This window comes from Pilosibacter rotomagensis, assembly GCF_045062245.2.
Taxonomy (GTDB): Bacteria; Bacillota; Clostridia; order Lachnospirales; family Lachnospiraceae; genus Pilosibacter.
On the sequence record NZ_CM170323.1, the window covers coordinates 674,499 to 696,925 of the forward strand.

General features: G+C 50.6%; 20 protein-coding genes. 19 read left to right on the top strand and 1 reads right to left on the bottom strand.

The features are described 5' to 3' along the window. The first annotated feature begins 183 nt into the window (after positions 1 to 183). The 7 genes from ACI3EW_RS02935 (at position 184) to phoU (ending at position 8,314) form a co-directional block, all read left to right on the top strand. Positions 184 to 1,602 carry an undecaprenyl-phosphate glucose phosphotransferase gene (locus ACI3EW_RS02935; RefSeq protein WP_118513715.1) on the top strand — a complete coding sequence of 473 codons (1,419 nt, stop codon included), beginning with the start codon at positions 184 to 186 and terminating at the stop codon, positions 1,600 to 1,602. 16 nt (positions 1,603 to 1,618) lie between these two features. Next, positions 1,619 to 3,385 (top strand): LCP family protein, encoded by a 1,767-nt coding sequence (locus ACI3EW_RS02940; RefSeq protein WP_243022236.1) that lies wholly within the window; start codon positions 1,619 to 1,621, stop codon positions 3,383 to 3,385. 452 nt (positions 3,386 to 3,837) lie between these two features. Next, positions 3,838 to 4,788 carry a phosphate ABC transporter substrate-binding protein gene (locus ACI3EW_RS02945; RefSeq protein ID WP_118530009.1) on the top strand — a complete coding sequence of 317 codons (951 nt, stop codon included), beginning with the start codon at positions 3,838 to 3,840 and terminating at the stop codon, positions 4,786 to 4,788. A gap of 167 nt (positions 4,789 to 4,955) precedes the next feature. Further along, positions 4,956 to 5,939: a phosphate ABC transporter permease subunit PstC gene (pstC, locus tag ACI3EW_RS02950; RefSeq protein WP_118530007.1), complete on the top strand. Its 984-nt coding sequence runs from the start codon at positions 4,956 to 4,958 to the stop codon at positions 5,937 to 5,939. Positions 5,940 to 5,942: 3 nt separating this feature from the next. Continuing rightward, complete coding sequence (gene pstA, locus ACI3EW_RS02955; RefSeq protein ID WP_118530005.1) at positions 5,943 to 6,821, top strand: phosphate ABC transporter permease PstA; 879 nt, start codon at positions 5,943 to 5,945, stop codon at positions 6,819 to 6,821. A 66-nt stretch (positions 6,822 to 6,887) separates the two neighbouring features. Next, positions 6,888 to 7,649, top strand: coding sequence for a phosphate ABC transporter ATP-binding protein PstB (pstB, locus tag ACI3EW_RS02960; protein ID WP_118530355.1), 762 nt, complete (start codon positions 6,888 to 6,890; stop codon positions 7,647 to 7,649). A 2-nt stretch (positions 7,650 to 7,651) separates the two neighbouring features. Next, the gene (gene phoU, locus ACI3EW_RS02965; protein ID WP_118530003.1) at positions 7,652 to 8,314 is read left to right on the top strand and encodes a phosphate signaling complex protein PhoU; all 663 of its coding nucleotides are present in this window, start codon (positions 7,652 to 7,654) and stop codon (positions 8,312 to 8,314) included. Between the two features lie 37 nt (positions 8,315 to 8,351). Here phoU and ACI3EW_RS02970 read toward each other — a convergent pair whose 3' ends face one another. Continuing rightward, entirely contained in the window at positions 8,352 to 9,161 is an 810-nt protein-coding gene (locus ACI3EW_RS02970) for a carbon-nitrogen hydrolase family protein (protein WP_215702081.1), read from the bottom strand. A gap of 232 nt (positions 9,162 to 9,393) precedes the next feature. Between ACI3EW_RS02970 and ACI3EW_RS02975 the strand changes: the two genes are divergently transcribed. From ACI3EW_RS02975 to ACI3EW_RS03030, 12 genes are all read left to right on the top strand, one after another. Continuing rightward, positions 9,394 to 9,840 (top strand): ACT domain-containing protein, encoded by a 447-nt coding sequence (locus ACI3EW_RS02975; RefSeq protein WP_021905563.1) that lies wholly within the window; start codon positions 9,394 to 9,396, stop codon positions 9,838 to 9,840. 4 nt (positions 9,841 to 9,844) lie between these two features. Further along, entirely contained in the window at positions 9,845 to 11,056 is a 1,212-nt protein-coding gene (locus tag ACI3EW_RS02980; RefSeq protein WP_405581053.1) for a homoserine dehydrogenase, read from the top strand. Beyond that, on the top strand, positions 11,053 to 11,394 hold the full coding sequence (locus ACI3EW_RS02985) for a DUF2752 domain-containing protein (RefSeq protein WP_118529997.1): 342 nt from the start codon (positions 11,053 to 11,055) through the stop codon (positions 11,392 to 11,394). Before ACI3EW_RS02980 ends, ACI3EW_RS02985 begins: the two co-directional genes overlap by 4 nt. 368 nt (positions 11,395 to 11,762) lie before the next feature. Continuing rightward, the gene (locus ACI3EW_RS02990; RefSeq protein WP_182426755.1) at positions 11,763 to 12,857 is read left to right on the top strand and encodes an S-layer homology domain-containing protein; all 1,095 of its coding nucleotides are present in this window, start codon (positions 11,763 to 11,765) and stop codon (positions 12,855 to 12,857) included. 141 nt (positions 12,858 to 12,998) lie between these two features. Beyond that, entirely contained in the window at positions 12,999 to 14,762 is a 1,764-nt protein-coding gene (locus ACI3EW_RS02995) for an efflux RND transporter periplasmic adaptor subunit (protein ID WP_118529993.1), read from the top strand. An 85-nt stretch (positions 14,763 to 14,847) separates the two neighbouring features. Beyond that, positions 14,848 to 15,600 (top strand): ABC transporter ATP-binding protein, encoded by a 753-nt coding sequence (locus ACI3EW_RS03000; RefSeq protein ID WP_118530351.1) that lies wholly within the window; start codon positions 14,848 to 14,850, stop codon positions 15,598 to 15,600. Continuing rightward, positions 15,584 to 16,768: an ABC transporter permease gene (locus ACI3EW_RS03005; protein WP_118529991.1), complete on the top strand. Its 1,185-nt coding sequence runs from the start codon at positions 15,584 to 15,586 to the stop codon at positions 16,766 to 16,768. Before ACI3EW_RS03000 ends, ACI3EW_RS03005 begins: the two co-directional genes overlap by 17 nt. Positions 16,769 to 16,882: 114 nt before the next feature. After that, positions 16,883 to 18,154 carry a PspC-like choline-binding domain-containing protein gene (locus ACI3EW_RS03010; RefSeq protein ID WP_118529989.1) on the top strand — a complete coding sequence of 424 codons (1,272 nt, stop codon included), beginning with the start codon at positions 16,883 to 16,885 and terminating at the stop codon, positions 18,152 to 18,154. A gap of 88 nt (positions 18,155 to 18,242) precedes the next feature. After that, positions 18,243 to 19,295, top strand: a complete 1,053-nt coding sequence (locus ACI3EW_RS03015) for an N-acetylmuramoyl-L-alanine amidase family protein (RefSeq protein WP_182426754.1) — start codon at positions 18,243 to 18,245, stop codon at positions 19,293 to 19,295. A 215-nt stretch (positions 19,296 to 19,510) separates the two neighbouring features. After that, entirely contained in the window at positions 19,511 to 20,365 is an 855-nt protein-coding gene (locus ACI3EW_RS03020) for an energy-coupling factor transporter ATPase (RefSeq protein WP_015553378.1), read from the top strand. Between the two features lie 18 nt (positions 20,366 to 20,383). Further along, positions 20,384 to 21,376: an energy-coupling factor transporter ATPase gene (locus tag ACI3EW_RS03025; protein ID WP_405581046.1), complete on the top strand. Its 993-nt coding sequence runs from the start codon at positions 20,384 to 20,386 to the stop codon at positions 21,374 to 21,376. Beyond that, positions 21,370 to 22,170 (top strand): energy-coupling factor transporter transmembrane component T family protein, encoded by an 801-nt coding sequence (locus ACI3EW_RS03030; protein ID WP_215704642.1) that lies wholly within the window; start codon positions 21,370 to 21,372, stop codon positions 22,168 to 22,170. Before ACI3EW_RS03025 ends, ACI3EW_RS03030 begins: the two co-directional genes overlap by 7 nt. Positions 22,171 to 22,427: the final 257 nt, after the last annotated feature.

Consider the following 22,427-nt stretch of genomic DNA (forward strand, 5'->3'; position numbering starts at 1 on the left):
TATTTTACGGAAATCTCAGATTTTCTTAAGAAAACGTTTATTTGCAAACAGGAAAAATTTATGTATACTATGTATGCATAATTTTACGATGGCGGTACTATGCTCTGACCGGGCTGTCACCATTACAATGCTGCGGAACAATAAAACCGGCAGCATTTTCCTTGGAAAACAGGGTGAAATCATATGATCAAAGACAATCAAAAGAGCCTCAACCGTTTTCATGTGGTGCTTGATGCCTGCGTGACCGCGTTCTCTTATCTGCTCGCATGGTTTATCGTGATCGGAAGCGGATGGGCGAACCAGCTTGGAAAACGGACACTTGAGGTCGGATTTTATTTTGGCGCGCTGCTCGTTATTATTCCGGCGTATCTGCTTTTGTACTCCTTATTTGGACTGTACACCCCAAAGCGTGTGCTTGGGCGCAGAAACGAATTCGGAAAGATCTTTAAGGCAAACTCGATCGGATTTTTAATTTTCGGTCTTGTCCTGTACCTGGGAAGAAAAGAGCCGCACCTCTACAACTTCTCCCAGAGGCTGGTTGTATATTTCTACGTTCTGAACGTGGCATTTATGACGATCGAGCGGAACGGGATCCGGATCGTGCTCCGGTCCATGCGCTCGAAAGGATACAATCAGAAACATATCCTTTTGGTAGGATATTCCTCCGCGGCAGAAGGTTTTATCGACCGGGTGAATAAGAATCCGGAATGGGGATACAGGATCCGCGGGATCATTGATGATACGAAGGAACGCGGAAGTGAGTATAAGGGAGTTAAGGTCATCGGTTGTGTCGAGGACCTTGATTATATTTTAGAGCAGAACAGTCTCGATGAGATCGCCGTTACACTGAGCCTTGGCGAATATGAAAAGCTCCGCCATATTGTTGCGCTCTGTGAAAAATCCGGCGTACACACGAAATTTATCCCGGATTATGGGAATATTATCCCGACGATCCCCTATATGGAGGATCTCCAGGGACTACCGGTGATCCACATCCGCCGTGTTCCGCTAAATGATCCGGTGAATGCAGCGATCAAGAGAGCTGTGGATATCGTGGGTGCGATCGTGGGGATCGTTTTATTCTCCCCGATCATGCTGATCGTGGCACTGCTCATCAAACTGACATCTCCGGGACCGATCATTTTCTGTCAGGAACGGGTCGGACTTCACAACCGCCCGTTTAAGATGTATAAGTTCCGTTCCATGACGGTCCAGGATCCAAGTAAGGAAAAGAGCCGCTGGACGACAAAGGGAGATGCCCGTGTAACTCTCATCGGAAAAATCATCCGCCGTACAAGCATCGATGAGGTTCCACAGTTTTTCAATATTCTCATGGGGGATATGAGTCTTGTGGGACCGAGACCGGAACGGCCGTTTTTCGTTGAAAAATTTAAGGAAGAAATCCCGCGATATATGATCAAACATCAAGTCCGTCCCGGTCTTACCGGTTGGGCACAGGTGAATGGTTATCGTGGAGATACCTCGATCATTAAGCGGATCGAGCACGATCTCTACTATATCGAGAACTGGACGCTTGGTCTTGATTTCAAGATCATGTTCTTAACAGTTTTCAAGGGATTCATCAATAAAAACGCTTACTAATACGAGGACAAATGACATGAATTATGAAGACGAATTAGACCGTTCGCGCGCAAGAAAAAGCAGACGGCGTGAGAGCGAAAGGGAGACAGCTGCAAAGCATCATTCCCACGAGACAGAAAATCTGTATTCCATGAGTGCGGATCCGGGAAGCCGGGCAGGGCGCGCAGCAGCGAAGAGCCATGGCGCAGGTTCCCATAACCACAAGAGACGCAAAAACGGAAACAAAAAGAAAAAGATTATCATCGGTGTTCTGATCGCACTGATCGTTCTGGTGCTTGGGTTCTCCGGAGCTGTCTACGCATATATCCAGCACAACTTCGGAAAAATGAACGGACAGAATGAGTTCGATCTGAAAGATGTTCTGAATGAGAATATCTCTCTGGAAATGAGGGATAAGATGGAAAAAGGATACTGGACCATCGCCGTGTTTGGTCTGGATTCCCGTGACGGATCGACCGGAAAGGGAAGCCAGTCCGACGTTATCATGATCGCAAACTTAAATCGTGAGACAGGTGAGATCAAACTGGCATCCGTATTCCGTGATACTTACCTGAATGTGAGTGACAAAAACACATATAATAAGATCAACGCGGCATACGCTCTTGGCGGTCCGGAACAGGCGGTCAAGGCACTGAATAAAAACCTGGATCTCAATATCACACACTATGTTGCATTCAACTGGAAAGCAGTCGCGACTGCAATCAATATCCTTGGCGGTGTTGATATCGATATCAGTAAATCTGAGTTTTATTATATTAACGCATTTATCACAGAGACTGTAAAAGGTACCGGAATCGGATCTGTTCAGTTGAAGAGCGCCGGTGTGAACCACTTAGACGGTGTCCAGGCCGTTGCTTACGGACGTCTCCGTCTGATGGACAGTGACTACGCGCGTACCGAGCGTCAGAGACTTGTCATCCAGAAGGCATTTGAGAAGGCAAAGAAAGCAGATTTCGCGACCTTAAACAGCCTTGTGGGAAATATGTCCGCAATGTGTGCAACAAACATCAATGTCAATGATCTTCTTCCGATGGTGAAGAATATCACAAAGTATCATCTCGGCGACAGCATGGGATTCCCGGCAGCACGCGGAGAGAAGAAGATCAAGATCGGAAAAAACAACGCGGCCTGCGTTATCCCGCAGACGCTTGTCAGCAACGTGACAAGTCTCCATAACTTCCTCTATGCGGAGGAGAACTACACACCGTCGAGCACTGTTCAGACGATCAGCAGCAAGATCGCCTCGGCTACAGGACTCAGCAAGGCAGGCAAGGAGATCGACCATGTAGCGACTGATCAGGGCTATATCCCGAAGGGAGCGACAGAGTCTACGACACTTTCTGCCGAGGAAGAGAGCAAGAAGGAGAGTCAGGAAGAGTCCCAGATGGAATCCATGCTCAATGAGTCGAGAAAAGAATCGGAGAGCACAAAGGAGACTGAGACGGGACCAGATGGAAAGCCGATCGAGACTTCTTCCGGAAGTCATGAGAGCAGCAGCGCGGCTTATGAGACGGATGAGCATGGAAATATCTATGTGAAACCGACGGAGAGTCATGCGGCGAGCCCGACGGATGAAGCAGAGACCTCCACAGAGGCATTCCATCCATCAAATCCGCAGGAGACAACAGCGGAAGTTCCGGTCGGACCGGGATATGAGCATTCCACCGCGGCAGTACCGGAGGCGACAACGAGCGCCGGTCCGGCATCCCAGTCAGAAGCACAGAGCTCCGTGACGGTTCCAGGTGGTGCAGTCGCACCGGAAGGTCCGGCAGCAGGAGTATAAGGAGCGCAGGAGGGCCGGAAAGCCGCTCCTGTAGGATCATGGTGATCGAATGGCTGCGGGAAGCTGCTATGGCGGACCGAAGAATGTAAAAAGTTCAGGATCATAAAGAGAAAAGACGCATCGTCTGATGAGTCCGGAGTGAAAATTCCGGGCGGTCAGGCGGTGCGTTTTTTTCTGTATTTACGCGAACAACGAGCCAAAGTCCGCGCTTGCGCGAGACCTTGGCGACTGTCGGGATAACAAGGGGAAACTCGCGAAGCGTGTTTTCACTTGTTTGAGAGAACTGGTTTTACCCGGCTATATTTTTAAACGAAATTTTGAATTTACAATTTACATAGATTATACAAACTAGTTACCGAATCATGGTTTTTGCATTTTTTGTTTCGTGATAAAAATATTACTGTACAGAGAAAGAAAAAACAAAAACAAAGACCTTTGAGGAGGAGAAGATTATGAAAACAAGAAAAGTAATGGCACTTGCAGGTGCAGGAGTTTTAGCAGTCAGCATGATGACAGGATGCGGAAGCAGCAGTACAGCATCCACAACAGCAGCAGCGACGACAGCGGCAGCAGACACGACCGCAGCGGCAGCAGATACAACAGCAGCAACCGAGACAGCAGCGCTCACCGGTTCCATCACAGCGGCAGGTTCTTCCGCATTAAAACCGCTGGTTGATGATGCGGCAGACATGTTTATCGAGAAATACCCGGACGTTTCCATCACGATCGATGCAGGCGGATCCGGAGAGGGCTTAAAGCAGGTTTCCGAGGGAACCGTAAATATTGGTAACTCCGATGTTGAGGCATCCGCAAAGCTTGACGAAGCACAGGCAAAAGAGCTTGTTGATCATCAGGTATGCGTAGTCACAATGGCTCCAATCGTAAATAACGATGTAAAAGAAGGCGGCGTTGAGGATCTTACAAAACAGCAGCTCATCGACATCTTCACAGGAAAGACAACAAACTGGAAAGAAGTCGGTGGACCGGATGAGAGCATCGTCCTTGTAACAAGACCGACATCTTCCGGTACAAGAGCAACCTTCCAGAAATACGCGCTCGACGGAAATGAGGAAGCTTCCAACACTTCCATGGAAACAGATGATTCCGGTGTTCTTCTTCAGAATGTAAAAGATACGAAGGGTGCAATCGGATATGTAGCACTTTCCTATCTGACAGGTGATGCGGGAGTTGCAACCGTAGCGATCGATGGCGCAGAGCCGACACTTGAAAATACATACGCTGGAAAATATCCGGTATGGACATTTGAGCATATGTATACAAAGGGTGAGCCGGACGAAGTTGTAAGCGCATTCCTTGACTACATCATGTCCGATGAGTACGGCGCAAAGATGGAATCCTTAGGATACGGCGTATCTTCCAAGATGACAAATACTGAGCATTAATTGAGACAAAACTTAAGACCGGGCAGTGAGCCATGATCCGACCGGATGAAAGAAAAAAGAGGACATGGACAAGAGAGCTGCGAAACAGGGGCGGGGCAGACGAATCTGGCCCGCCCCGATATGATTTATGATAGAATTTGCTTCGAATATAGGAAGCAGGAGGACTTATGAAGAATGGTAAAGAAAAAAGCATGTTCGTCAGAGAATATCTGTGGCGGGATCTGATGACCGTCTGTGGACTGTTCGTAATTCTTCTGACGATCGTGATCGGCGCGTTCCTTGTATACAAGGGATCATCCACATTCCTGGTTTACAGACATTCCTTCCTGGAATTCTTAGGATCTGCAGACTGGGCACCGGAGGACAATATGGCAGGCGGCGGCAGCATCGGTGCGCTGATCTTCATCGCTGGGTCGCTCTGCACCTGCGGCCTGGCGCTTCTCATCGCGACTCCGTTTTCCCTGGGATCAGCGATCTTCATCACGGAGATCTCCCCGGAGTTTGGCGAGAAATTCTACCGCCCGGTAGTCGAGATCTTCGCCGGGATCCCGTCTGTTGTCTATGGCTGGGTGGGGCTTACGGTGCTTGTACCGGCGATCAAGATCTTGTTTGACCGTCAGGTGGGACATTCCATCTTGGCAGCAGGTCTGGTCTTAGCGGTCATGATCTTCCCGACGATCACAAGTGTTGCGGCGGATGCCCTTCACTCCGTACCGAAGGAATGCAGAATGGCGGCGTACGGACTCGGCTCTACCCGCTGGCAGACCATATACCGGATCGTAGTTCCGGCGGCAGCGCCTGGAATCATTTCCGGTGTGATCTTAGGTCTCGCGAGAGCCTTCGGTGAGGCCCTGGCGGTTGCCATGGTCATCGGTCAGACAACAGCGCTTCCCACAAGCATTTTTTCAACGACAAAGACTCTGACCACCGAGATCGCGGCCCAGATGGGCAACGCCATGGAGGGCGGCGAGATGAAATCCGCACTCTGGACCATGGCACTGTTGTTATTTGCAATCTCCCTGTTCTTCATCTTCCTGATCCATCATGTGACAGCGGTAAAGCCGGAGAAAGAAGAAAAAACAAGCACATCTGTGAAAACCAGCACGACGGCAGTGCCGGTAAAGCAGTTCGCAGCAAAGGGGGAAAATTAGACCATGGAAAGTAAGATCAGACGTTCACGCGGTGTGGACCGCGTTATGACAGTCATTTTCTACCTGGTTGCGATCTTCTTCTTCGCTCTTCTGATCGGCTTTGCGGGCAAGGTCATCATCGGCGGTCTCATGGGGGCAAAGCCGGAGATGTTCCGCTTCGCGAGAAAAGGAAGCATCGGAAACCAGTTGTTCAACACGATCTATCTCGTATTTATCTCCCTGCTGGTATCCATCCCCCTCGGTGTCTGCGCCGGAATTTATCTGGCCATGTACGCGAAACAGGGAAAAATGACAAAGTTTCTGAGAATGTGTATCGAGACACTTTCTTCCCTTCCGTCCATCGTTGTGGGCCTGTTCGGATATCTGGTATTCCTCGTATTCTTCGGAATGGGAAAGAGCCTGATGGCGGGTGCCCTCTCCGTATCGATCCTGACACTTCCGCTTATCACGACGACCACCGAGGATGCCATCAAGGGACTCCCGGCGGGATATTTTCAGGCGAGTTTAGGTCTTGGAGCGACAAAATGGCAGTCCATCTTCCATGTACTTCTTCCGGCATGTCTCCCACGCATCATGACAGGCGTCATCCTGGCGGCAGGACGTGGATTCGGTGAGGCGGCGGCGCTCCTCTACACCACAGGGTCTGGAAGTGACCTGCGCTGGGGCAACTGGAACCTGGCAGCCCCGACCTGCCCGTTCAACCCGTTCCGCCCGGCAGAGACATTGTCGATCCAGATCTGGAACCTTCAGGTAAACGGTCAGGATAAGGCACTGGCGAACACCGCCTCCGCGGTCCTTATGATCCTGGTTCTGGCATTCAGCATCGGTGCGAATGTGTGGAGCCATCACTTAAAGAAGAAGAATTCCGGCGAGGAAGCGTAAGGAGACGCCGTACAGCCGAAACAATACATGAGACCGGCATATGACAGTTTTAGAGAGGAAAAATATATGACAGCGATAAAACCGAAATTTGATATCGAAAAGCTGAATCTGCATTACGGCGCCTTCCACGCGTTGAAGGATATCAACATGCAGATCGATGAACATAAGATCACAGCTTTCATCGGACCGTCCGGATGCGGAAAGTCCACATTTTTAAAGACCTTAAACCGCATGAATGATCTTGTGGAGGGTGTGAAGATCGAGGGAAAAGTAGAATTTGACGGAAAGAACATATTTAAAGATATGGATGCCATCACACTGCGTCACAAGGTCGGCATGGTCTTCCAGCAGCCGAATCCGTTTCCGAAGAGCATCTACGACAATGTGGCTTACGGCCCGAGAATCTTCGGAATCACAAAAAAAGCAGATCTCGATGAGATCGTTGAGAGAAGCTTACGGCAGGCGGCGATCTGGGATGAACTGAAGGATCGCCTAAATAAAAGTGCTCTGGGACTCTCCGGCGGACAGCAGCAGAGACTCTGCATCGCAAGAACTCTGGCAGTAGAGCCGGAGGTTATCCTGATGGATGAGCCGACCTCTGCTCTGGATCCGATCTCCACATCAAAAATTGAAGATCTGGCGATGGAGTTAAAGGATAAGTACACGATCGTGATCGTCACCCACAACATGCAGCAGGCAGCGCGTATTTCTGATAAGACCGCGTTCTTCCTGTTAGGTGAGGTCGTCGAGTACAATAATACAGGCGATCTGTTCGCGAACCCGAGAGATGAGCGCACAGAGAGTTACATCACAGGGAGGTTTGGCTGATTATGAGAGATGCATTTTTAAAACAGTTGGAAGAGCTGCATAAGATGCTCGCGGAGATGGGAAATCTTTGCGAGAGCATGATCGACGGAGCGTACGAGGCACTGATGAACATGGATCGGGAACAGGCAGCGAAGATTCTGGCAGCGGACGCGAATGTCGATTTAAAGGAGAGGGACATCGAGAGCAAATGCTTGAAGCTCCTGTTAGAGCAGCAGCCAGTGGCAAGTGATCTCAGAACGATTTCCTCCACCTTAAAAATGATCACGGATCTGGAGCGGATCGGTGATCAGGCAGGCGATATCGCTGAGATCGTAAAGACGACCGATCTTTCCGCTCCGGTAAAGGCCACAAGACTTGGCGAGATGGCAAAAGCCGTTGCATCTATGGTTCGTGAGAGCATCGAGAGCTTTGCAAACGGAGATCTCAAAAAGACAAAAGAAGTTATTGAATACGATGATGTGATCGATAACCTTTTTAATGAGGTCAAAAAAGAACTTGCCGATGGTATCTTAAACGGTGAGGCAACTCAGGAACAGATTCTTGATGTCTTGATGATCGCCAAATATCTGGAGCGGATCGGTGACCATGCAACAAATATTGCGGAGTGGGCGGAGTACGCGATCACCGGTGTTCATCGCAATAGTGAGATGGAAGAGCATCTGTAAGCATAAAAAGGAAACTTAAACGAATGGAGAACCTGATTTACAGATTCTCCATTCGTGTTTTCAGAAGTGGAAGCTGCTCCCGGACGGACGTGATCTCGTCAAGATCAATGGTAGTGATCTGCATTCCCTCGTGCTCATCCATCTGATTTAAGACTCTGCCCCATGGGGAGACAGCGATAGAGTGACCGAAGGCCTGATAGGAGGCGGAGAGATCTCTCGCCGGAGAAGTTCCGAAGACAAAAATCTGGTTGTCCAGAGCGCGGGCACGGAAGGTAAGCTCCCAGTGTGCCGGTCCGGTAGTCATATTGAAGGCTGCCGGAACAAGGACGATATCAGCACCTTCCAGCACCATCCGTCGGAAGATCTCCGGAAAGCGTATATCGAAACAGATGCAGAGACCGATTTTTCCAAATTCCGTGTCGAATACGGTAGCGGAGTCTCCGGGAGTCAGAGTATCAGATTCTTTAAAATACTGTCCGCCTTTTACATCAATGTCGAAGAGGTGGACTTTTCTGTGGCGGGCAATCTGCTTTCCACTTCGGTCAAAGACATAGGCGGTATTGAAAACATGTCCGTCCTGGTCACATTCCGGGACGGATCCGGCGGAAAAGTAGATCCCGAATTCCTTTGCAAGGTCAGAGAGCGCCTGCCAGACCGGTCCGCCTGCTTTTTCTGCATAAACAGGGAAATTCGGTGTTTCATAGGGGCAGTTGAACATTTCCGGAAGGCAGACGAGATCTGCGCCGGAATTTTTTGCTTTCTGGATCAGAGGGCGCAGAGCCTCGATGTTCTGCATTTTATCGGAAAATACGTGGGTCTGAAGCTGGGCGATGGTCATGGATGACATATGGAAACCTCCTTAGGTTTAATATGAATTAAGTGTAAGTCCTGCAAAGGAGAAATGTCAAGCGGCAGGGGCAAACACACAAACATCTGCTTGCATAAGCATCCAAAATATGCTAAGATTCTTGCGTACACATGTTTTTCTGGGACGCACATATGGTAACGTGCCAGAGCAATGGACGAAAAGTATGATTTCGGTAATAAAAAAGAAATTTTTAGCTTGCGAGGTCTGATATATGGAGAAAAAAAACAAGTATTATGTGGTTCGTGACAAAGCGCTGCCGGAAGTCCTTCAGAAAGTCGTTGAGGTGAAACGTCTCCTCGAGGCGGACAAAAACATGACGGTGCAGGAGGCGGCGGAACAGGTCGGTTTAAGCCGCAGTTCCTTCTATAAGTATAAGGATGATATTCTTCCGTTTTCCGACAACACGAGAGGAAAGACAGTGACACTTGTGACCCAGATGATGGACGAGCCGGGGCTTCTGTCTGACCTGCTCCACATCGTTGCGGATTACCGCGCGAATATCCTTACGATCCACCAGACGATCCCGGTAAACGGATCCGCGACGGTAACGCTCAGCGTGGAAGTTCTCTCAGATACGGGAAATGTTGCCGGTATGGTTGAGGAGATCGAGCACTTAAAGGGCGTGCAGAACGTAAAAATTTTAGGAGTGGAGAAATAGACGGATGAAAGCGGCAATTATGGGATACGGAACCATCGGTTCTGGCGTGTATGAGGTTCTTGACAAGAACTGCAAAAGCGTAGAGAAAAAGGCTGGAGAGCCGATCGAAGTAAAATATATCCTGGATCTCAGGGAGTTTCCGGGAAGTCCTGTGGAGAAGCTTGTGATCCATGATGTGGAACAGATCGTAAATGACCCGGAGATCGGGATCGTTGTGGAGACCATGGGCGGAACAAAACCGGTCTACGAGTTTGTAAAGCGCTGCCTGCTCGCGGGAAAGCATGTGGTGACTTCCAATAAGGCACTGGTTGCGGCCCATGGGACAGAGCTGATCCGGATCGCCGCGGAAAAGAACATCAGCTTCTTGTTTGAGGCAAGTGTCGGCGGCGGTATTCCGATCATCCGCCCGCTTGTGGAGAGCCTCGGCGGCGAGGAGATTTTAGAAATCTCCGGTATCTTAAACGGAACGACAAACTACATCCTCACAAAGATGAATGAAGAGGGATGGAGCTTCGAGGAGGCGTTAAAGCGCGCCCAGGAATTGGGCTACGCGGAGCGCAACCCGGAGGCAGATATTGAAGGATATGACACCTGCAGAAAGATCGCGATCCTGACTGCGGTCGCAACAGGAAAAGAAGTAAACTACGAGGAGATCCCGACCCAGGGAATCACAAAAATCACTTCCATGGATTCCAGCTACGCGGCACATATGGGTGCGGCGATCAAGCTCTTCGGAACCAGCGTGAATAAAGATGGAAAGATCTATCTGGAGGTCGCGCCGGTCCTCGTGGATGCGAAAGACCCGCTGTATGCGGTGACAGATGTGTTCAACGGAATCCTCGTTGTGGGAAATATGCTGGGTGCGTCCATGTTCTATGGAAGCGGAGCAGGAAAACTGCCGACAGCCAGCGCCGTTGTCGGGGATATGATCTCCGCAGTCCGCTTCGGCGATGAGCCGGAGAAGATCGGCTGGAGCAGCGAGAAGCTTGAGGTACATCCGGCGGCTGAGCTTTCCAGAAAGTACTTTGCACGGTTTGAGGGTTCTGAGAGAGCAAAGAAAGAGGCCGTTGCGGCAGCTTTCGGTGACGTGAAATTTGTGACACTGGAAGGAAAAGATGAGTTCGCGGTTCTGACCGGTGAGATGACAGGGGAAGAGTTCGACGCGGCAGCAGCAAAGGTCGGTGGACTGCGCCAGAAGATCGCAGCCAGATTATGATCCCGACATGGTTCCAGATGCCATGCCTGTTTCAGAGGATGACCGGGCTTTACTGTCCGGGATGCGGGGGAACGAGAGCCGTCCGGGCACTCCTTTCAGGGCATCCGGTACTAAGTTTTCTGTACCATCCGGTGGTGCCGTATATGGCATCGGTAGCTGTGTGGGCTGCGGTTTCCTGGATCCTGTATTTTGCCACGGGAAACAGGAGATTCCGACCGGAGTTGGATGACCGGATCGCTTACGCAGCGGCGGGGATCGTGATCTTAAATTTTATCATAAAAAACGGACTTCTGGTATTCGCCGGGATCGATGTGATCGGGCGGCTGCCGGGGGTGTGAGAATAGGGAGAAGACCTGGAGTGGGTACCGAAAGTGGTATCTGCGCCGGGTCTTCTTTGCATATAAGCGTAGGCTTGTAGCGGCCAGGGACGGGCAGGCGGCTGCTCGCAAATCCGTTCGCCACAGTTTTGACGCAGAAATGCCCGGTTTTGCGTGCCTTCTTTCACAGTTTGAACACAGGTCAAACACAGATGAATCACAAATTTCCGGTAGAGTTATTACGGAAATTGAAATAAACAGTAAGAAAAATGCAAGGAGTTCTGACTGTATGTACTTTAAAAGTACAGAAACCGGGTCTGTGAGACTATTAGAAAAAAATACATGGAGATGTTGATCTGGCGATCAAGGTGGATGAAAGGAGAATGGGAATGAGAAGAGGAAAGATGATAGCGGCGGTACTGACGGTCTGCGCGGTGGGCGCGGGGATGACGGTAAACGCCTATGCGGCCAGCACCACATTTGAGATGAGAAAGAAGACAGTGAGACTGCTTGGAATTTTGAGTACGAGCAACTATCAGACAAACGTATCGAGAGGTGAGTTTGCGGAGCTTCTCGTAAAGGCGTCCAATTACCGTGAGACAGCGAACTCCACGGGAACCGTGTCCGTGTTCGCAGATGTTTCCGCGAAATCCCAATACTCCTCAGCGATTCGCACCGCGGCGACAAATTCCTGGATGTCCGGTTATCTCGGAGGAAACTTTAAGCCGGACGAGGGGATCACGATGCGGGATGCCATCAAGGCAGTTTTGGGAGTCTTAGGATACACAAACGAGGATTTCTCCGGAAGTCTTCAGGAGAGCCGCCTTGCGAAGTTCAAGTCCCTGTCCCTGGATTCTGGGATCTATCGTGATCTTGACGAGGTCCTCACGAGGGAAGACTGCATCAACCTGTTCTATAACCTGATGAAGGCGAAGACAAAAGAAGGAAACCAGTACGGCAGTAAGATATTTGACCTGACCTACAATTCCGACGGCGAGATCAATACATCCTCGATCCTGGATAACAGTTTAAAGGGACCGAAGATCTTAGACAATGACAGCCGGAACTTAAAGAGTCTTGTTCCGTTTTCCCTGAAAGACGCTACCATGTTTTTAAACGGCGAGGTGTCCGATGAGAGCGAGATCAACGATTACGCCACCGTGATCTATTACCACGAGGAGACAAAGATGATCTTCGCCTATTCCAACGGCGGTGAGAACAAAGGCGCCACGGAGGGCCGGATCAAGGCGATCTACTACGATTCCAGCGACCCGTTCACACCGGTGAAGGTGGTCTTAAACACCGATTACCAGGACAACGGCGGCGAGGGCGATGAGTTCCAGATCAGCGGGTCGGAGCTCCAGTATCTGTTCTCCGTCTACGGAGAGTTTGAGGTGAATGACAAGGTTGCCATCGTGTGGGAGAAGAGCGGAAGCGACGAAAATGCGACTTATACGGTTGTAGATGTTGTCGGAGATTATTGATTAGTTACGAATATACATATAATACATGAAATAGAAATACCGCAGAAGGAATGCGGGTAGAGAAAATTAAGGCAAGGAAATTCAGATCTGGAACATAGTTAAGAGAAGCGGAAGATTTCAATAGACAGGAAAGGAATGAGTATGGAGAACGAAAAGGTGGCCGTAGATAAGAAACGGAAAAAACGGAAAGGAAAAAGCGGGAGGATCGTGATCGTGCTTATAGTGGTTCTGGCAGTGCTGCTTGGCGGATTTTTCCTCTATAAGAAAAAGACCACGAGCCAGAAACGTCAGGGTGACCAGTCTGTGTCAACGGCGACAGTGAAGCGGACGGACATCAGTTCAGAGCTCACGGCGTCCAGCGCCCTGTCTCCGAAGGACACCTACGAGGTGACATCACTGGTGGAAGGCGAGGTCATCGAGGCAAACTTTGAGGAGGGCGATGTTGTGGAAAAAGGCCAGATCCTATACCGGATCGACGCGACTTCCATGGACTCTGATCTGAGCTCTGCAGAGACAAGTCTCCAGCGCGCGAAGGAAAGTGCCCAGACGGCACAGTCCAATTACGCCGAGGAGACAGCGCGGATCGCCGGAAATACATACCGCTCCACAGCGTCCGGATATATCAAGACTCTCTATATCAAAGAGGGCGATAAGGTAAATAATGGAACGAAGATCGCGGATCTCTATGATGACTCTGTTATGAAGATCACAGTCCCGTTCCTCTCAGGCGAGGCGGCGGAGATCAACGTGGGTGATGAGGCGGCAGTGATATTGGAGGACACCGGCGAGCAGATCTCCGGAACCGTCACGGTTGTCAGCAGCATGGAGGAAACACTTTCCGGCGGACGCCTCGTGAAGAACGTGACCGTTGAGGTATCCAATCCTGGCGGACTTACGACAGATACGGCGGCATCCGTAAAAGTCGATGGATTTGTCTGCAGCGCCGAGGGAACATTCGCCGCGAAGACGGAGACGACCCTGAGCGTGGAAATCTCCGGAAACAAGAGCCTTGAGATCGAGAACCTTCTGATTCATGAAGGTTCTTATGTGGAGAAAAACTCCGAGCTGTTCCAGGTGACCGCGAAGACGGCGGAAGAGTATTTAAAGGAATTCAAGGATGCAGTGGAGAGCGCAGATGACAACCTGGAAAACGCGGAGAACAAGCTGAGCAACACTCAGGACAGTGTGGATGACTATACGATCACAGCGCCGATCTCGGGGACAGTGATCACGAAAAACGCGAAGGTTGGGGATAAGATCTCCAAGAGCTCCAGCGGAACGACCACCATGGCGGTGATCTATGACTTGTCCACCATGACACTGGAGATGTCCGTGGATGAACTCGATGTCTCAAGCATCAAGGTCGGACAATCTGTGGAGATCACGGCAGACGCGGTGGAAGGTGAGACATTCACAGGAACCGTCACAAATGTGAGTCTGCAGAGCAGCTACTCCAACGGTGTCACAAACTATCCGGTGACAGTGACACTGGACGATACGGGAAGTCTTCTTCCTGGCATGAACGTGGATGCTAAGATCATTCTCGACAGCTCTGAGAATGCTCTGGTGATCCCGGCGAGTGCGCTGATGCGTGGAAACAGAGTGTATGTGAAGAAGAGCACCGGCTCCGGAAAATCCGGCAGCAGCAACGTCCCGGACGGCTTCGAGGCGGTCCAGGTGACAACTGGAATCATCAACGACGATTATGTGGAGATCCTTTCCGGCCTCTCTGAGGGGGACGAGGTCTACATTTCCTCCGATTCCGGAAGCTCGACGCAGACCGATCAGATGCAGATGGGCGGCATGGGCGGTCCTGGCGGTGATATGGGCGGAGGCGTACCGGGCGGTCCTGGAGGAAACGGCGGAAATGGCGGCGGCAACGGCAGCGGACGAAGATCTCAGTAGTGCATAGGAGATAAATTGTATGGAAAAGACTGAATTCTCAATACAAATAGATACCGCAGAGCAGAAAAAAATGTCTGAAGAGCCGATGAAACAGGAAGAGGCAGTTTCAAAAGTTCATGAGGAGTTGGAAAAGCAGGAACCCCTGATAGAGCTGCGCAATATCTACAAGATCTACTACATGGGCGACGAGGAAGTCCACGCCAACGACGGCATTAGCCTTTCCATCAACAAAGGCGAGTTCGTCGCCATCGTCGGCAAATCTGGAAGCGGAAAATCAACTCTGATGAACATCATCGGCGCCCTGGATGTCCCGACGGAGGGCGAATATTTCCTCGGCGGCGAGGACGTGGCGGATATGTCCGACAACGAGCTGGCGGAGATCAGAAACCGCATGATCGGCTTTATATTCCAACAGTACAACCTGCTTCCAAAGTTAAATCTCTTAGAAAACGTGGAACTTCCGCTTCTCTACGCCGGTTATGACAAAAAGGAACGTCGGGAGCGGGCTATGAATTCCCTGAAAAGGGTCGGACTTGAAGAAAAATGGAAGAATCTTCCGAACCAGCTCTCCGGCGGCCAGCAGCAGCGAGTCTCCATTGCGCGGGCTCTCGCAGGAGATCCGTCCTTAATCCTGGCGGATGAGCCCACGGGTGCCCTGGACTCCAGGACGGGCCGGGAAGTGCTTGATTTTTTAAAGAAACTCAATGAAGAAGGAAACACGATCGTCATGATCACCCACGACAGCTCCATCGCCCTGGAGGCGAAGCGGGTGGTGCGGATCCATGACGGAAAGATCAATTTCGACGGGGATGTGAAAGAGTATGCTGCAATCATTTAAAATGGCGTTAAAAAGTATCTGGGGCAACAAATTGAGGTCCTTTCTGACGATGCTCGGCATCATCATTGGAGTCGCGTCGGTGATCATCCTGGTCAGCATCGTCAACGGCTATATGTCCTACATGGTGGAGAGCTTTTCTTCCATGGGCGTAAACCAGATCACGGTCCAGTACAAGGCGGTGGCCTCAAGAACCATCGATGTGGACGAATTTTATGAGTTCTACGAGGAACATTCAGACCTCTACGAGAACATGTCCCCGAACGTGTCCGTCAGCGTCACGGTAAAACATGACTCTGACACCATGGATTCCACCAGTGTCGGCGGCTACAGTGAGGATTATCTCGCAATCAAGGACTACGAGATCGAGTATGGCAGAAATCTCCAGTACTCCGACATGGAGGCGAGACGAAAAGTCGCGGTCATCGGCGCTTATGTGGCGGAGGAACTCTACGGTGGCTCCCAGAACGCCGTGGGCGAGACGGTCAAGTTAAACGGTGACAGCTACACCATCGTAGGCGTTGTGGAACGGCAGACGGAGAGCAGCTCTGAGTTCGATGACGGATGTATGGATGACTTTGTGTGGATCCCGTATTCCAGAGCTGTGAAGATGGCGAGAAATGCTGTGATCAACAACTATACCTTCACATCGCGGGACATCAACGACACGGAAACATGCACGACAGAACTTAAAAATTTTCTCTATGAAAAGATGAAGAGCGAAAACCTCTACACGGTGACAGCAATGAGCTCCCTTCTCGATTCCTTAAATGAGCAGATTGCCATGATGAGCATGATGCTGGGCGGTATCGCGGGTATCTCCTTGTTAGTTGCAGGCGTCGGTGTCATGAACATCATGCTGATGTCCGTGACAGAGAGAACCAGGGAGATCGGCATCAGGAAGGCCCTCGGCGCAAAGAAGAGCGTGATCATGTTGCAGTTCGTCATCGAGGCGCTGGTCACAAGCTCCATCGGCGGAATCATCGGAATCATGATCGGAGCCTTAGCAAGTACGGGAATCGGCGCCCTCATGGGAATCGACGCGCCGCCGACCATGACGGCAGTTGTGATCTCATTTACTGTTTCGGTTGCCATCGGACTCATCTTCGGATACATGCCGGCGAGCCGTGCGGCGAAGCTGAACCCGATTGATGCTCTGAGAACGGATTAAAGTCTTGATTTGCCACGGATTTGCCGATAAAAGACAGAATATCGTAAGTTGACGGGAGATATTGTCCAACCTTATAATATAGTTAAAGAAAGATACTTGAGGGGAGGCAATCCTATGGCAGAAAGAAAATGGAAAAAAATAAGTACATGGATGGCCGCATGGGTCATGGCGGTCGTGTTTGCGGTATCTGGGGCGCAGACAGCGTTTGCGGCGACCAGTTATGTGAACAGTGTCAGCATCACGCTGGATGTGACACCGACGGTGGGGGAATCCCTGCCGGATCTCGATGTGGGATACAATTCTGATAACTGCGAGGTATCGATCCCGAACAACGATAAATATGATATCGTATCCGCAAAGTGGTCTTCCACAAAGAACGACGTGAAGATCGGCGGAACCTACACCATGAAAGTTACTTTAAAGACTTTAAATGACTATAGGTTCAGCAGCAGCTCCTACACTTCCTCAAAGGTAAAGGTAAAGAACGGAACTTTTGTCAGCGCTTCGAGAACATCTTCCGACCGTCTGGTGGTTACCGTAAAGACAAAACCGGCAAAGGGCGATCTTGACGCGCCGGGCGAGGCATACTGGCAGACCACAAAGTCCGGAAGCTCCGATCTCGGACTCGCGAAGTGGGAGGCCGTTGAGGACGCGTCCTACGAGGTGTACCTCTACCGCGGCAGCAAGAACGTCTACAAGAGCGGCGAGATCCACACCAGCAGCTGTGATCTCTTTCCGTATATGAGCTCCAAGGGAACCTACACCTTTAAGGTGCGCGCGCTCCCGTCAAACGATGAGGTATCCAAGTACGCGTCAAAGAGCGACTGGACCATATCCGATGAGGTCTATATCGATGAGAATGACGCGGCGAGAGCGGCAAAGAAAAAGCCGTCAAGCGGCAACAACAGCAGCACAAATAATTCCGGAAATTCCCAGCAGGCCCCGTCAAATGGGAATGCGGTCGGTTGGATCCTCGACGGAAACCGCTGGTATTATCGTTACCCGGACGGAACTTATTTAAAGAACGGCTGGGGATTTATCGGAAATATCTGGTATTTATTTGACGCAAACGGAATGATGCTCACCGGCTGGCAGATGAAGAACGGCGTTTATTACTACATGAACGGTGACGGAAAGATGCAGACGGGCTGGCTTCTCTACAACAATACCTGGTATTATCTCTCCGAGAGCGGAGTTATGGTGACCGGCTGGATCACGCTGGGTGATAAGGCTTATTACCTCGGCGGCGACGGCGGAATGCTCACAGGATGGCAGAACATCGACGGACAGATCTACTACCTGTATCCGGATGGACATAAGGCGGTCAATGAAGTGATCGATACCTTCTATTTAGATCAGGACGGTATCTGGAGAAAACCGCAGTAAAGATCTGAACCTGCAGGGCATGCGGTTATGCGGTGAAAATCGTCGGAATATTTTCCAGCAGACTGAAAATACAGGAAAGGAGCACCTTATGAGACAGAAAACTTTTGGAAAATGGCTTGCGGCAGCAGGAATTCTGATCGTGATGACGATATGGATGGTTCTTCCTGCACTGGCTGCGCCGACGGTGAATTCTATAAGGATCACCTTTAAAGACAAGTATGAAGATCCCGGCGTGATCGAGGAGCCGGAGATCAGCTGCAGCAGCTACGGGATCGAGATCACATCCGTGGAGTGGAGCAAGGATGTAGAAAAATGGAATCCTGGAACGAAAGTGACGGCAACGCTGATTCTTTCCTCCAGCGGAAGAGAGTTCTCCTCCAGCTACGGTTCAAAGTCCTGCCAGATCTCCGGTGCGACGTTGAGTAAGGCAGTGAAAGTGGATGATGACTTGAAGGTCACAGTCACTTACTACCCGGTGGTATGGCTGGAGTCCCCGGATGAAGCCGGCTGGAGCGCTTCGAACCATATGAAAGCGGTATGGAAGAAAGTCGATTATGCGACGGGATATCAGATCCGCCTGTACCGGGATGACTATTATCTCCGGACCATCGATGCGACGGGAACCAGCAAGGACCTCTCCGAGTATATGGGAAGAGAGGGAAACTACTATTACGAGATCCGCGCGGTGGGAAAGACAACGAACGATGCGAAGTACCGCAAGAGCAGCGAGTATATCGTCTCCTCCGACCGCTACCTGGATGACCTGGGTGACACGGAGGGCAGCTGGAAGAATTACGCGGACGGAAAGAAGTATGTGGACGAGAATGGCCAGATCGTGACCTCCCAGTGGTACCGGATCCTCGGAACTTGGTATTATTTCGACGAGAACGGATACATGGCGACGGGATGGAGACTGGTCAATAATAAGTGGTATTACCTCGGAAGTGACGGAAAGATGGTGACCGGCTGGAAGCAGATCGGCGGTGTCTGGTACTACATGGATGCCGACGGCGCGATGGCTATCGGCTGGCGCCAGACAGCACCGGGACAGTGGTATTACCTGAACGCGAACGGAGCGATGGCAGCGTCCACTGTGATCGACGGATATACGTTGGATGCATCGGGGCTCTGGGTAAGTTAGAAAGGAATGATGGACGGCATGTCATGGGAGAAATCCTGTGGCATGCCGTTTTCACATATCTGAAGAGGTAAGCTCCTGGAACCATGCGAAAACACTTGACTTACTATGAGATATCAACTAAAATTTAGAAACGTGTAAACATTTGTCGCGGCAGCCTGAAGGTGTATGCGGCGCCGCAGTCACTTGAAGTTTATGAAAAACGAGAAAGGATTTCTATGGGAATCATTAAAGCAGTGAACCTGATCTTTGACTATATCAGGCACGATGAAGAGGAAGACAAGGATGAGGTCAGCCATGCGTTAAAAGGCGTCTCTCTGGATATCAAGGAAGGCGATTTTGTAGCGATTCTGGGACATAACGGATCCGGAAAATCCACCTTCGCGAAGCTGATGAACGGAATCCTGCTTCCAACGGATGGAACAGTCTATATTTCTAAAATGAGGACGGACGACGAGGAGCATCTCTGGGATGTACGAAAGACGGCGGGAATGGTATTCCAGAACCCGGACAACCAGATCATCGGAAACGTGGTGGAAGAGGACGTCGGATTCGGCCCGGAGAATATGGGAGTTCCGACGGAGGAGATCTGGGCGCGGGTCGACAAGAGCCTTGAGGCGGTCGGCATGACGGCCTACAGACTTCAGTCTCCGAATAAGCTTTCCGGTGGACAGAAACAGCGCGTGGCTATCGCTGGCGTTATGGCGATGAAGCCCCGGTGTATCGTTCTGGATGAGCCGACAGCGATGTTAGACCCGAACGGACGCCGTGAGGTCATTAAAACGGTTCATGAACTGAACCGTCAGGAAGGGATCACGGTAGTTCTGATCACCCACTATATGGAAGAGGTCATCGACGCGGACCGCGTAGTCGTTATCGACGGTGGACATGTCGTGATGGACGGAACCCCGAAAGAGGTCTTTTCCAGAGTCAAGGAACTGAAAAAATACAGCCTCGATGTGCCGCAGGTAACGGAACTGGCAGATGAATTAAAGGAAGCCGGAATGGATCTTCCTTATGGAATTCTTTCCATCGACGAGCTTGTGGACGAACTTGTTCCGCTCTTAAAATAGTGGAGAAATGGTGGAAATATGGCAATCGAAATTAAACACTTGAATCATATATACGGGCAGGGAACGATATTTGAGCAGTATGCCTTAAAGGATGTAAATCTTACGATCCATGATGGCGAGTTTATCGGCCTCATCGGTCATACCGGATCCGGAAAATCAACCCTGACCCAGCATTTAAACGGACTTTTAAAGGCAACGAGTGGAGATATCCTTTATAACGGAGAGAGTATTTATAAAGAGGGATATTCCATGAAAGAGCTCCGCAGCCATGTGGGGCTTGTTTTCCAGTATCCGGAGCATCAGCTGTTTGAGGTGGATGTATTCTCAGATGTCTGCTTTGGACCGAAGAATCTGGGACTCCCGAAGGAGGAGATCGAGAAGCGCGCGAAAGAGGCGCTTGACATGGTGGGACTCGATGAGAGCTTTTATAAGCAGTCCCCCTTCGACCTCTCCGGCGGACAGAAGCGTCGAGTGGCTATCGCGGGTGTTCTCGCAATGAAGCCGGAGGTCCTGATCTTAGATGAGCCGACAGCCGGCCTCGACCCGAAAGGCCGCGACGACATTTTAGGACTCGTACAAAAGCTCCATAACGAGCAGGGGCTGACGATCATTCTCGTCTCCCACAGCATGGAGGATGTGGCGCGATATGTGTCACGTCTTGTAGTCATGAACCACGGCGAGAAGGTCTTCGACGGAACCCCGAAGGAAGTATTCCGCCACTATAAAGAGCTGGAAGCCATTGGCCTTGCGGCTCCGCAGATCACCTATGTGGTGCACAAGCTGATCGACAAGGGGATCCCGCTGGATCCGGATATCACGACGGTGGAAGAGGCGAAGAATGCGATCCTTAAGATCTGGCACGAAAAGAATGGAAAAAGTTCCGGAAATGCAGCTCAGGTAAGCACAGCTGGAGCAGTTTCCGAGAACGCAGGTCATGGGAACGCCGCCGGAACAGCCTCTGGGAATGCGGACATCACAGAAAAGACAGCCGGGGAGGAAAAGACATGTTAAGAGATATCACACTTGGACAGTACTACCCGGTTGATTCCCTGCTTCACAGGCTGGATCCGAGAACAAAATTATTTGGAACTCTTGTATACATTGTAACCTTATTTATCGCGGATAACCTTTGGGCATACCTTGCGGCGACGATCTTTCTGATCACTGCCATCAAGCTCTCCAATGTCCCGGTAAAATTCATGGTGCGCGGCTTAAAATCCATCATGTTCCTGCTTCTCCTCAGCGTCAGCTTTAACCTGTTCCTGACGCCGGGTACCCCGATCTTTAAGATCGGTTTCCTGCAGATGACCTGGGAAGGTCTCCGGTTTGCGGCATTCATGGCGATCCGTCTTGTTTATCTCGTTATGGGATCCACGATCCTTACACTCACAACGACGCCGAACCAGCTGACAGACGGTCTGGAAAAGAGCCTTGGATTTTTAAAGAAGGTCGGTGTTCCGGTCCACGAGGTGTCCATGATGATGTCTATTGCGCTCCGGTTTATCCCGATCTTAATTGAGGAGACGGATAAGATCATGAAAGCGCAGATGGCGAGAGGTGCTGACTTCGAGAGCGGGAATCTGATCCAGAAGGCGAAATCCATGGTACCGCTTCTTGTACCGCTTTTCGTATCCGCATTCCGCCGTGCCACGGACCTCGCGATGGCCATGGAGGCGAGATGCTACCGCGGCGGCGAGGGAAGAACGAAGATGAAACCGCTTAAGTACGCGAAGAGGGACCACATGGTTTATGGGGCGTATCTGGTGTATTTTGTGGTGGCAATTTTGCTTAAGGTCGTTTTGTAAAGAAATGGTAACTGTTCAGTAGGTCTGCGCACTTGCTGCGCTGACCGTAAGGAAACATAGGCTGGAAGGCAAAAATCCCATCAGCGAAGCTGATCTGGAATGGATTTTTGCACGTAACTATGAAGGTACTGAATAGTTACAAGAAATGAGCGATTTCAGCTGGGAAAAGGTAATTTGATATCTGATTCTATCCGGAAAACCGGGCAGAATTGGATTCGGCTGCAAATTAGCTGCTGGATTTGTATAAAAGTAAATTT

Coding starts and splice junctions, on each gene's coding strand:
- ACI3EW_RS02935 (WP_118513715.1), top strand. CDS start 184: ATGATCAAAGACAATCAAAAGAGCCTCAACCGTTTTCATGTGGTGCTT.
- ACI3EW_RS02940 (WP_243022236.1), top strand. CDS start 1,619: ATGAATTATGAAGACGAATTAGACCGTTCGCGCGCAAGAAAAAGCAGA.
- ACI3EW_RS02945 (WP_118530009.1), top strand. CDS start 3,838: ATGAAAACAAGAAAAGTAATGGCACTTGCAGGTGCAGGAGTTTTAGCA.
- pstC (WP_118530007.1), top strand. CDS start 4,956: ATGAAGAATGGTAAAGAAAAAAGCATGTTCGTCAGAGAATATCTGTGG.
- pstA (WP_118530005.1), top strand. CDS start 5,943: ATGGAAAGTAAGATCAGACGTTCACGCGGTGTGGACCGCGTTATGACA.
- pstB (WP_118530355.1), top strand. CDS start 6,888: ATGACAGCGATAAAACCGAAATTTGATATCGAAAAGCTGAATCTGCAT.
- phoU (WP_118530003.1), top strand. CDS start 7,652: ATGAGAGATGCATTTTTAAAACAGTTGGAAGAGCTGCATAAGATGCTC.
- ACI3EW_RS02970 (WP_215702081.1), bottom strand. CDS start 9,161: ATGTCATCCATGACCATCGCCCAGCTTCAGACCCACGTATTTTCCGAT.
- ACI3EW_RS02975 (WP_021905563.1), top strand. CDS start 9,394: ATGGAGAAAAAAAACAAGTATTATGTGGTTCGTGACAAAGCGCTGCCG.
- ACI3EW_RS02980 (WP_405581053.1), top strand. CDS start 9,845: ATGAAAGCGGCAATTATGGGATACGGAACCATCGGTTCTGGCGTGTAT.
- ACI3EW_RS02985 (WP_118529997.1), top strand. CDS start 11,053: ATGATCCCGACATGGTTCCAGATGCCATGCCTGTTTCAGAGGATGACC.
- ACI3EW_RS02990 (WP_182426755.1), top strand. CDS start 11,763: ATGAGAAGAGGAAAGATGATAGCGGCGGTACTGACGGTCTGCGCGGTG.
- ACI3EW_RS02995 (WP_118529993.1), top strand. CDS start 12,999: ATGGAGAACGAAAAGGTGGCCGTAGATAAGAAACGGAAAAAACGGAAA.
- ACI3EW_RS03000 (WP_118530351.1), top strand. CDS start 14,848: ATGAAACAGGAAGAGGCAGTTTCAAAAGTTCATGAGGAGTTGGAAAAG.
- ACI3EW_RS03005 (WP_118529991.1), top strand. CDS start 15,584: ATGCTGCAATCATTTAAAATGGCGTTAAAAAGTATCTGGGGCAACAAA.
- ACI3EW_RS03010 (WP_118529989.1), top strand. CDS start 16,883: ATGGCAGAAAGAAAATGGAAAAAAATAAGTACATGGATGGCCGCATGG.
- ACI3EW_RS03015 (WP_182426754.1), top strand. CDS start 18,243: ATGAGACAGAAAACTTTTGGAAAATGGCTTGCGGCAGCAGGAATTCTG.
- ACI3EW_RS03020 (WP_015553378.1), top strand. CDS start 19,511: ATGGGAATCATTAAAGCAGTGAACCTGATCTTTGACTATATCAGGCAC.
- ACI3EW_RS03025 (WP_405581046.1), top strand. CDS start 20,384: ATGGCAATCGAAATTAAACACTTGAATCATATATACGGGCAGGGAACG.
- ACI3EW_RS03030 (WP_215704642.1), top strand. CDS start 21,370: ATGTTAAGAGATATCACACTTGGACAGTACTACCCGGTTGATTCCCTG.